Raw genomic sequence first — 9714 nt, forward strand, 5'->3', positions numbered from 1 at the left:
CGCTGGGGGCGGGCGGGCTGCCCGGAGTCTGGGAGCCTCCCGCTGTGGTGGTCCCGTCTGTCCCGCTCGGCGGCTGGCTGGGCTCAAGCGTTGGGGTATCGGACCTTGTCCTGGTCGGCGACAGTGCGTCCCAGATCGACGGAGTCGGCGAGGGCGCCGCGGACGAGGAGTAGGGCGTTCCCGGCAGGGTGGCAATGTGCGTTTCCTGGGCGCCGCCGGTGACTACATGCTTCCCGTTATCGGACACCGGGATCGCCCAGCCAAGCGTTGCGTTGGAGGGGCTGCCGGCATCGGGCGCATAACTGGTCATTTCGATGGTGCCCAGCTGGTCCGTCTGGCTGATCGGAAGAAGGGTCCAGTCGTGCGGGTTCTTGTGGGTGCCGTTCAGGATGGTCTCAAAATGAAGGTGGCAGCCGGTGGACGATCCGGTCGTCCCCACCCGGGCAATGACCTCGCCGACCCGCACCGAGTCGCCTTTCTTGACGGCGATCGCCTCAAGGTGGTTGTAGGTGGTGATGAGTCCGTTGCCGTGGTCGATTTCCACACGGTTTCCGCCACCCCACGGGTGCCAGCCGACTGCCCGCACGACTCCGGCGTCGGCAGCATAGACCCGGGTGCCGCAGGCCGCGGCATAGTCCTGGCCCCAGTGGAATTCGCCGGCGGACCCGGAGATGGGGCTGGTCCGCAGTCCGAAGGGAGAGGTCTCCTGGATGAATTCCAGGGGTGCCATGAGGAAGCCTTCTGCCGGCCGCTTCAATCCGGCCGATGCCACATTGAGTTCCCCGGGGACGCCGTCCTTGGAGGTCGTTTCGACCGTTGACCGGCTGTAGGCGACCAGGGCCAGGGCGTCCGCAGTGAATCCCGCCGTCGAGGGTGCCTCGGAGCCTGGCACGGCGCGGGTGCCCGCAGTGCCCGGATTCAAAGTGCCCGGCCCGACAACGCCGGAGGCCAGTGCCGGGGAAGGCAAAACTCCGGCGCCGCTGCCCGACAGGCCTTGGGCTCCAAAGGTCAGGACCGCCAGCGAGAGGCAAAAGCCGCCCGACAGACAGCGCACCGCGATGACTCGCGCTCTGATGGCCTTCTCACTCGACGAGTTTCCCCAGTGTTTTCCCACGATGTGACTCCCGCATTCTGTCAGCCAGTCCCCAATATCGCGGACTCACGTTCTTATGGGACCACAATCGGATGGCCGTGGGAACGGTAAAAACTACCCCCTTTGGAACTCAGGTGGTGGCCCAGTAGTCCTAGGTATTGGGCCAAGTACCGGGCCGCAGCGGCGGTGAGCGAGAATGGGGTATGCGCAACCTCCTCAGGGAATGGCAGTCCGAACTCAAACAGACGTTCACCGGAACCCGTGAGTCCGTGCCGGACTGGGTGCCGCGGCTGGCCGACGGCGACGATGCCGGCTACCACCTGCCAGGTTCGGCCGTCTGGGCCGTCCATGGTGACATGCCCACTATCGTGGCGGGCATCCGGGCGCTGCTGATGCAGGCGCTCCATCCCGGCGCGCTGGCCGGCGTCCACGACCACTCACGCTTCCGGGAGGACCCGCTGGGCCGGCTGGCCGGAACGATCCGCTGGATCTTCACCGTTTCCTACGGTTCAACCGCCGCGGCCCGCACGGCCTCCGACTGGGTGCTGCGGCTCCATGGACCGGTGCGGGGGGGCTACGTGGACGGGCACGGCGTCGCCCGGAGCTATGCGGCGAATGATCCGGAACTGCTCCGCTGGGTGCATATCGCCTTCACCGATGCCTTCCTCTCGGCGCACAAGATCTGGGGCAGGCCGATCCCGGGCGGCCCCGATGCCTACGTGCGTGAGTGGGCGCACGCCGGGGAGCTGATGGGGGTGGAGTCGCCGCCGCTCAGCGAGGAGGCCATGCGCCGGCAGTTGGACCATTGGTACGACGCCGGGGAGCTGCGGTCCGACGAAAGGGTCGCCGAGACGGTGGCGTTCATCCGCAATCCGCCGCTCCACCCGGCGCTGAGGCTGGGGTACCGGGTGCTGTTCGCGGCGGCGGTGGCGAGTCTCGAACCCAAATACCGTGAGCTGCTGGGCCTCCGCACCGCCCGTCTTGGCCCTGTCCCGCTGCCGGTGCGGCTGGCCACGAAGGTGACACTCGGCGTCGTCCACCTTGCCCTGGGCCGGGTGGGCCCCAGCGAGCAGGCCGCCCGGGACCGGCTCCGCAGGCTGGGCTACGAGGCCTGAGGGCTGAGGATTGGACGGGGCCCGGACGGGCACGGTTCCGGACCGCGCGGGGATTGCCCGGCACGCAAAAAGGCCCCGGTCCGAGGACCGGGGCCAACCGCGGAGAATGGGGGATTTGAACCCCCGAGGGCGTTAACCCAACACGCGTTCCAGGCGTGCGCCATAGGCCGCTAGGCGAATTCTCCAGTAGCTTCTGAATCAAAAGCAGATACTAGACTACCTGAACTTCCCGGCATCGCCCAATTGACCCCTCCGGACACGTCCTGCGGGACATGCCCCACCCCGGCCGCGGCGGGTGGACATTGGCCCATTGTGCCCACTCCGTCGCGGGAAAATTGGGCATGTCCCGCGGGATTTCCCGGGCCCACGGTGCGCGATTCGGGGCACACTCAAACGTCGGGTAAACTTGCTGACGGCCCCTCATGTGGCGTCATCCTGTTGAACTCCCCCAGGACCGGAAGGTAGCAAGGGTAAATGGGCTCTGGCGGGTGCATGAGGGGTCTTTTATGTCTGTGCCGATTGGTAGGGTTTATCTGTGACTGTTACTACCGCTCTTTACCGTCGATACCGCCCTGATTCGTTCGCCGACGTTATCGGGCAGGAACACGTCACCGAGCCGCTGATGACGGCGCTGCGCAAGAACCGCGTCAACCACGCATACCTTTTCTCCGGCCCCCGCGGCTGCGGAAAAACCACTTCCGCCCGCATCCTGGCCCGCTGCCTGAACTGCGCCGCAGGCCCCACGGACACCCCCTGCGGCACGTGCCCCAGCTGCATCGAACTCGCCCGCGGCGGTTCCGGCTCCCTCGACGTCATCGAGATTGACGCCGCCAGCCACGGCGGCGTGGACGACGCCCGCGACCTGCGCGAACGGGCCACCTACGCCCCCGTCCGGGACCGCTACAAGATCTTCATCATCGACGAAGCCCACATGGTCACGTCCGCCGGCTTCAACGCGCTGCTCAAGATTGTCGAAGAGCCGCCGGAACACATCAAGTTCATCTTCGCCACGACGGAGCCGGACAAGGTCATCGGCACCATCCGCTCCCGCACGCACCACTACCCGTTCCGGCTTGTCCCGCCGGAGCCGCTCATGGCGTATCTCGAACTGCTCTGCACGCAGGAAGACGTCCCCGTGGCGCCCGGTGTGCTCTCGCTCGTCATCCGCGCCGGAGGTGGGTCGGTGCGGGACTCGCTGTCCGTGCTGGACCAGCTCATGGCCGGCGCCGGCCCGGCGGGCCTGGATTACGAACTGGCCGTCGCACTGCTGGGCTACACCCACGCTTCCCTGCTCGACGACGTCGTGGAGGCCGTTGCGGCGTCCGACGCCGCCACGGTGTTCCGCGCGGTGGACCGCGTCATCCAGACCGGGCATGACCCGCGCCGCTTCGTGGAGGACCTGCTGGAGCGCTTCCGCGACCTCATCATCGTCCAGGCCATGCCGGAGAGCGCCCAGTCAATCCTCCGCGGCATGCCTTCGGACCAGATCGCGCGCCTGCAGAACCAGGCCCACAACCTGGGCGCGGCCGAGTTGTCCCGGGCAGCGGACGTCACCAACACCGCGCTGACCGAAATGACCGGCGCCACCTCGCCGCGGCTGCACCTGGAATTGCTGTGCGCCCGCATCCTGCTGCCTTCCTCCGAGCAGACCGAGCGCGGCATTGCCGCCCGGATCGACCGGGTGGAACGCCGCCTGAACTACGCAGGGAACGACGTCGGGGCGCCCGCCGCGGCACCGGCTGTTCCGATGCCCGCGGTCCCGGCCGCTCCCGGACCGGCTGCCCCCGCGCCGATGGATCCGGCTCCCGCGGCTCCCGTTGCCGCACCCACGACGGCATCCCCCGCGGCTGCCCTGGCCGCCGGGAGCGACACCGAACCGGCCAGGGAAACACTCACCGCGCCACGTGTCAGCACCGGCGACTGGCCGGTCGACGAGCCCGCCACGGCCAACCGTGCTTCCGGGAAGACCCCGGAACCCCGCGCATCCGTGCCGGCACGGCCGGCACCGGTCGTCGCCGCACCGCCTGCCCCGGTTCCTTCCGGCCCGGCGCCGTCCGCGCCGGTCCAGAACCAGCCGGCCGAGCCCGCCCCGGTCCAGAACCAGGCCGCCCCGGTACCTTCTTCTGCCGCGCCCGCCGCTGCGCGGGCCGCCGGGTCAGGTCCCGACGTCGAGGTCCTCCGCCGGGCCTGGCCAGAGATCCTGCAGACGCTCAGCAAAATCAAGCGGAGCACCTGGGCCTTGGTCGAACCGAATGCCCAGGTGGGCCACTTCGAAGACCATGTCCTGACACTCGCGTTCACCACCTCCGGGCTGGCCGGAGCTTTCGGCCGGGCGGATCACTCCGAAAACCTGCGCCAGGCGATCCACAAGACTATCGGCATCGAATGCCAGATCAACGCCGTGGCCAGCGGAAGCAACAGCGCAGCGAGCTCTGAGCCAAACCCAAAAGCACCCGTTAGCCGGGACGTCCCGGCCGCGCCCACCGACGCTGACTGGGGCCTGCCCCCGGCAGCCGCCGCACCTCAAGCCGGGCCGGCGCCAACGGAACCAGCTCACACCGAACCCGCTCCGGCCGCTCCCGCCCGGGCGACCTCCCCCGTCACGCCGGCCGCTGCCCAGAACCCCGAAACGCCGGCAGCAACGGCGCCCGCCTCCGTCACGCCGGCTCCTGCGGCCCAGACACCCGTTCCAGTTCCGACTGCTCCGTCACCGGCGCAGGCAGCCGCTGCCCCCGAAGCCCCGCATGCCCCCGCACCGGCAGCAGGCGAACAGGAAAGCTCGTCCCCGGCGCCTGCCGGGTCGTACGCCTACCCCGACGATGACTGGGGTCCGCCGCGCGACGAGGACGCTCCGCCGCTGGACGAGGAACCGCCCATGGACTGGGACCCCGCCGCACCCGCCGTGGCACGGGCAGCCCAGCCGGCCGCCGTGCCCGCGCCAACGCGCAAGAAAACTTCCGCTCCGGCGCGGCCCGGCGCCGCATCCCGCACGTCACCGGCCCACGCTCCCGCCCCCGAGGCGCCGGACACCGCCGACGACCCCTGGGCCCGGGCCGTCGAGCAGTCCCCGGGGATCTGGGCGGTCGGAGCGGATTCCAACGTCGGAACCTACCCTCCGAACGAGTCGGCAACCCCCGAGCCCGCTCCTGAGCCGGAACCTCCGCACTACGAACCTGCGGCGGCGCAGGTGCCGCAGTACGCCGCGGCAGTGTCGGCTTCCGCCGCGTATGAACCCGTCACCTCCTCGACGAATAGTTGGGGAGACCCCGCGGAATTGGTGTCGGTAGGCGCCCGATCCATCCCGGCCTCAGCCGACGCCGCGCCGATGGCCGCGCCCGCCCCACTGGCACACGCGGTGCCGGCGGCCCCGCCCGCTGCACCGGCAGCATCGCCGGCGGCGGACCCGGCACCGTCCGCTGCGCCCAACCCGGCGGGCCGGCAAAGCCTCTACCAGCGACTGTCCAACAGCCCGGAGGCTGAAGCCGGACGGGCCAAGGCTCCGGCCCGGGCAGCAGCCGCCACCACCTATGTCCAGGACATCCCCAGCGCAGATGACGAAACGATCGAGGAATCCGGCGTCTTCGGACGGGCCGCCGTCGAACGCATCCTGGGCGGAAAGCTGGTCGAAGAGCGGTCCCTGGACGGAAGCCCGCTGCCGCCGCGCTTCTAGCCGCCCCGCCGGGCTCACCGCCCGGCACCACCCCAAACGAACGAGGACATTGTGTACGAAGGTGCAGTTCAAGAGCTGATTGACGAGCTCGGACGCCTTCCCGGAGTAGGGCCCAAGTCCGCCCAGCGGCTGGCCTTCCACATCCTTGAGGCCGACCCGCAGGACATGAAACGTCTCGTGGACGCCATCACCACGGTCAAGGAACGGGTCAAGTTCTGCACGGTTTGCGGCAACGTCACCGAGCAGGAACTATGCAACATCTGCCGCGATCCCCGCCGGGACCCCTCGATCATCTGCGTGGTCGAGGAATCCAAGGACGTCCTCGCCGTCGAACGCACCCGCTCATTCCGTGGCCGGTATCACGTGCTGGGCGGGGCGATTAACCCCATTGCCGGCATCGGCCCCGAGCAGCTCCGGATCCGCGAACTCCTCACCCGGCTCAACGACGGCGCCATCCAGGAAATCATCCTCGCCACGGACCCCAATTTGGAGGGCGAAGCCACGGCGACCTACTTGGCGCGCATGCTCAAGTCGATTGGCATCGCCGTGACGCGGCTTGCATCAGGCCTGCCCGTGGGAGGCGACCTCGAGTACGCCGACGAGGTCACTCTCGGCAGGGCCTTCGAGGGGCGCCGCAACGCCCTGAGCTAACGGCCTCCGCCTGCGCGACGCCGGGCCTGCCGCCGACGTGCTCCGATCCCCCGGTGGACATGCCCAGCTCTTGTGCCGGGGGATGGACATAGTGCCAACATGCTCATCCCTGGGCCCCGCCGGAGGGCATGTCCGGACCGGGCCGGAGCGCATGTCCAGTCCTGGCCGGCGGCGGAGGGCATGTCCAGCGGAACGGGAGCCGGGTTGTCTGGCATTCGGTCACAATTCAGCAACCGGGGGCCCGCGGCGATAAACTGGAGTGAGAAGTTACGCCGTCGCGCCGTTTGGTTGCCTGGCCCAGAACCCCGATGATGCAGTGAGGGTGCGCGCATGAGTTTGCCCACTACCGAAGTCCCTCCCGGACCGCAGCCACAGGAGCGGCCCGTCACTGCCGTTGCCACGAAGCACCTTGTGGTGAAGAAGTTCGGCGGCTCCTCCGTGGCGGACGCCGAGGGCATCAAGCGCGTGGCCCGGCGGATCGTGGATGCCCAGAATGCCGGCGACGAAGTGGTTGTGGTCGTCTCCGCCATGGGCGACACCACCGATGAGCTGCTCGATCTCGCGGCGCAGGTGACGGACTCCGCCCCGGCCCGTGAGATGGACATGCTCCTTTCCGCCGGCGAACGCATCTCCATGGCCCTGCTGGCCATGGCCATCAACAAGTTCGGCGCCTCCGCCCAGTCCTTCACCGGCTCCCAGGCCGGCATGATCACCGACGGCATCCACGGCAAGGCCCGGATCATCGACGTCGACCCGCACCGGATCCGCACCGCCCTGGACAAGGGACACATCGCGATCGTCGCGGGCTTCCAGGGCATGAGCCGCACCACCAACGAAATCACCACACTGGGCCGCGGCGGCTCGGACACGACGGCGGTGGCCCTGGCCGCCGCCCTCGACGCCGACGTGTGCGAAATTTTCACGGACGTCGACGGGATCTACACCGCCGATCCGCGGGTGGTCCCGACCGCCCGAAAAATTGACCGGATCTCCAGCGAGGAAATGCTCGAACTCGCCGCGTCCGGCGCCAAGATCCTGCACTTGCGCTGCGTCGAGTACGCGCGCCGGTTTGGCGTGCCGCTGCACGTCCGTTCCTCATTCAGCCAGAACGAAGGCACTTGGGTCCTCCCCAGCGCCGACGACAAGATCACAACCCAAGAGGGAGTTGCCTTGGAGCAGCCAATCATCTCCGGTGTTGCACACGACCGTTCCGAGGCCAAGGTCACGGTTGTCGGCGTTCCGGATATCCCCGGCAAAGCGGCGGCGATCTTCCAGGTCATCGCCGATTCCCACTCGAACATCGACATGATCGTCCAGAACGTTTCCACCCACGGGACCGGCCGGACCGACATCTCCTTCACGCTGCCGATCGTCGAGGGCGCCGACGCCCTCGCCGCCCTGCACGCCGCGCAGGACCGGATCGGTTTCGAAACCATCGAATACAACGAGAAGATCGGCAAGCTGTCCCTGATCGGCGCCGGCATGCGTTCCCACCCGGGCGTCTCCGCGCGGTTCTTCGCCGCCCTGTCCGAGGCCGGGATCAACATCAACATGATCTCCACCTCCGAGATCCGGATTTCCGTCGTGACCCACGCGGACCTGCTCGACGACGCCGTGCGCGCCATCCACAAGGCCTTCGACCTGGACAGCGAGGACGAGGCTACGGTGTACGGCGGCACCGGCCGCTGAGCCGCCCCGCCGAGGACGAGCACCAGGGATTAACCGGGAAAGGGAGCGGCGTCTGCCGCTCCCTTCCCCATGCCGTCGCAGGGCGTTGTTCAGACTTCCTCTTTCGGGAGGTCTTCCTTTCGGACAGCGTAGTGATGTCCCTGCGCATCGGTCTCCACTTCGAAACCGGCGAGTTCCATTGCCGAGGCCTGCTCAAAGTCGTCATTTTTGTGCACGACCGGCGCGGTGTAATCCCCCCGCGAGGCCGGGCCGAAAAGGAAGCGTGCCCATGACGTCGGATGCAGGTGCTGCCTGAGTGCCATCTTCCGCAGTGCAATTGCCACAATTCCCACCCCCTCTCCAGCGTCCGGGCCACGGGGAACAGCCGTGGTGAAGTGCTGGTGCCAGTGAGCCCATCTTACGCCCGGCGGCTGGAAAAGGCATGGGCGCCGCCGGCCCGGGAACTTGCCGGAATTTTGCCCGGCCGCCTGCCCTGACGTGTGCGGGCGCCCCGGAGGGAACCGCAGCCGGCGCCGGATTTACCGCAGCGATTTGTCCTCGGGGTTGCGCGGCACAACATAGGTGCTGCCGTCGGGGCGGTGGAGTGTCTCCCACTGCTGGGTTTCGGCCTCGCGCTGGGCCAGGAGTTGCCGGTTCTGCTCCGTCATCTCGTGTCCAAGGGAGCTGCGGTTGGCCGGCCCGAAAATCATCCTGAGCCTGCCGGTTGCGCGCATGAACTTCTGGGAGGCGTTGTCGGTGCTTTCCTTGGCCATCACTATCCACTCCTAATGAACGAAACGATATCCCCAGTGTACGCTAATAATTAGTGCACTAACTATCAATGGAGGCCCCCGTGACAGACGTATCCGAAGACATCCAGGAAGACCTCCTGCTCGAGCACCAGCTCTGCTTCGCCCTGACGGTGGCCTCCCGGAGTGTCGTCGGCGCGTATAAACCGGTCCTGGACAAGCTCGGACTGACCCACCCCCAGTACCTCGTGATGCTCTGCCTGTGGGAGTCCAGCCCCCGCTCCCTGCGCGACATCAGCGAGGCCCTCGCCCAGGAGCCGGCAACGATCTCTCCGCTGCTGCGCCGGTTGGAGGGCGCCGGGTTCATCACCCGCCAGCGTGTGCCGGGCGACGAGCGGACCCTGGCCGTGGGCCTGACGCCGCTGGGCGCCGCACTGCGGCAGCGGGCCACCGCCGTGCCGGGAACGATGATGGACCTGCTGGGCCTGAGCCGCGAAGAGGTCGGCCAGCTGCACGCCTCCATGATGGCCCTGATCGCGGCCACGAAGACCGCTTCCAAGGACGCGCCCCGGCGGTAGACTGGGCAAAACACAGGAGGACGGCTGATGCGCAAGCAACTGACTCACGCGGCGCTGGTTCTGATGGCGGTGGCCGGATTGGCGGCCTGTTCGCCGGGAACTGCCCCGTCGCCCACGGCTTCCGCCCCGCCGAGCGCGGCCAGCCCGACGGGCACCGTCTCCCCGGACACCGAAACGACGTCCCCCACCC

At 68.3% G+C, this 9714-nt stretch carries 8 protein-coding genes, 1 tRNA gene and 1 other RNA gene; 6 read left to right on the top strand and 4 right to left on the bottom strand.

The features are described 5' to 3' along the window. Positions 1–967, bottom strand: a 967-nt coding sequence (locus tag BJQ90_RS03465; RefSeq protein WP_226758919.1) for a M23 family metallopeptidase, incomplete at its 3' end; no start/stop codon positions are given. Between the two features lie 329 nt (positions 968–1296). Here BJQ90_RS03465 and BJQ90_RS03470 point away from each other — a divergent pair. Continuing rightward, complete coding sequence (locus BJQ90_RS03470) at positions 1297–2208, top strand: oxygenase MpaB family protein (protein WP_226758920.1); 912 nt, start codon at positions 1297–1299, stop codon at positions 2206–2208. A 100-nt stretch (positions 2209–2308) separates the two neighbouring features. On the opposite strand, the gene BJQ90_RS03475 is transcribed toward BJQ90_RS03470, so the two are convergent. Then, positions 2309–2393 (bottom strand) — tRNA-Ser (locus tag BJQ90_RS03475). A gap of 226 nt (positions 2394–2619) precedes the next feature. On the opposite strand from BJQ90_RS03475, the gene ffs reads away from it, so the two are divergent. The 4 genes from ffs (at position 2620) to BJQ90_RS03495 (ending at position 8218) form a co-directional block, all read left to right on the top strand. Continuing rightward, positions 2620–2716: signal recognition particle sRNA small type (gene ffs, locus BJQ90_RS03480), an RNA gene on the top strand. A gap of 27 nt (positions 2717–2743) precedes the next feature. Continuing rightward, complete coding sequence (locus tag BJQ90_RS03485) at positions 2744–5878, top strand: DNA polymerase III subunit gamma and tau (RefSeq protein WP_226758921.1); 3135 nt, start codon at positions 2744–2746, stop codon at positions 5876–5878. A 51-nt stretch (positions 5879–5929) separates the two neighbouring features. Then, positions 5930–6529, top strand: coding sequence for a recombination mediator RecR (recR, locus tag BJQ90_RS03490; RefSeq protein WP_226758922.1), 600 nt, complete (start codon positions 5930–5932; stop codon positions 6527–6529). 330 nt (positions 6530–6859) lie between these two features. Then, positions 6860–8218, top strand: a complete 1359-nt coding sequence (locus tag BJQ90_RS03495) for an aspartate kinase (RefSeq protein WP_226758923.1) — start codon at positions 6860–6862, stop codon at positions 8216–8218. Positions 8219–8307: 89 nt separating this feature from the next. On the opposite strand, the gene BJQ90_RS03500 is transcribed toward BJQ90_RS03495, so the two are convergent. After that, complete coding sequence (locus tag BJQ90_RS03500; protein ID WP_226758925.1) at positions 8308–8520, bottom strand: hypothetical protein; 213 nt, start codon at positions 8518–8520, stop codon at positions 8308–8310. A 216-nt stretch (positions 8521–8736) separates the two neighbouring features. Next, positions 8737–8970, bottom strand: coding sequence for a hypothetical protein (locus tag BJQ90_RS03505; protein ID WP_226758926.1), 234 nt, complete (start codon positions 8968–8970; stop codon positions 8737–8739). 68 nt (positions 8971–9038) lie between these two features. Between BJQ90_RS03505 and BJQ90_RS03510 the strand changes: the two genes are divergently transcribed. Beyond that, entirely contained in the window at positions 9039–9524 is a 486-nt protein-coding gene (locus BJQ90_RS03510) for a MarR family winged helix-turn-helix transcriptional regulator (protein WP_226758924.1), read from the top strand. Positions 9525–9714 lie beyond the last annotated feature (190 nt).

The organism is Arthrobacter sp. SO3 (assembly GCF_020532825.1).
In the GTDB taxonomy this organism is placed as follows: Bacteria; Actinomycetota; Actinomycetes; order Actinomycetales; family Micrococcaceae; genus Arthrobacter.

Excerpts from the sequence above, each read along its gene's own strand:
- BJQ90_RS03470 (WP_226758920.1), top strand. The coding sequence starts at position 1,297 with ATGCGCAACCTCCTCAGGGAATGGCAGTCCGAACTCAAACAGACGTTC.
- BJQ90_RS03495 (WP_226758923.1), top strand. The coding sequence starts at position 6,860 with ATGAGTTTGCCCACTACCGAAGTCCCTCCCGGACCGCAGCCACAGGAG.
- BJQ90_RS03500 (WP_226758925.1), bottom strand. The coding sequence starts at position 8,520 with ATGGCACTCAGGCAGCACCTGCATCCGACGTCATGGGCACGCTTCCTT.
- BJQ90_RS03505 (WP_226758926.1), bottom strand. The coding sequence starts at position 8,970 with ATGGCCAAGGAAAGCACCGACAACGCCTCCCAGAAGTTCATGCGCGCA.
- BJQ90_RS03510 (WP_226758924.1), top strand. The coding sequence starts at position 9,039 with ATGGAGGCCCCCGTGACAGACGTATCCGAAGACATCCAGGAAGACCTC.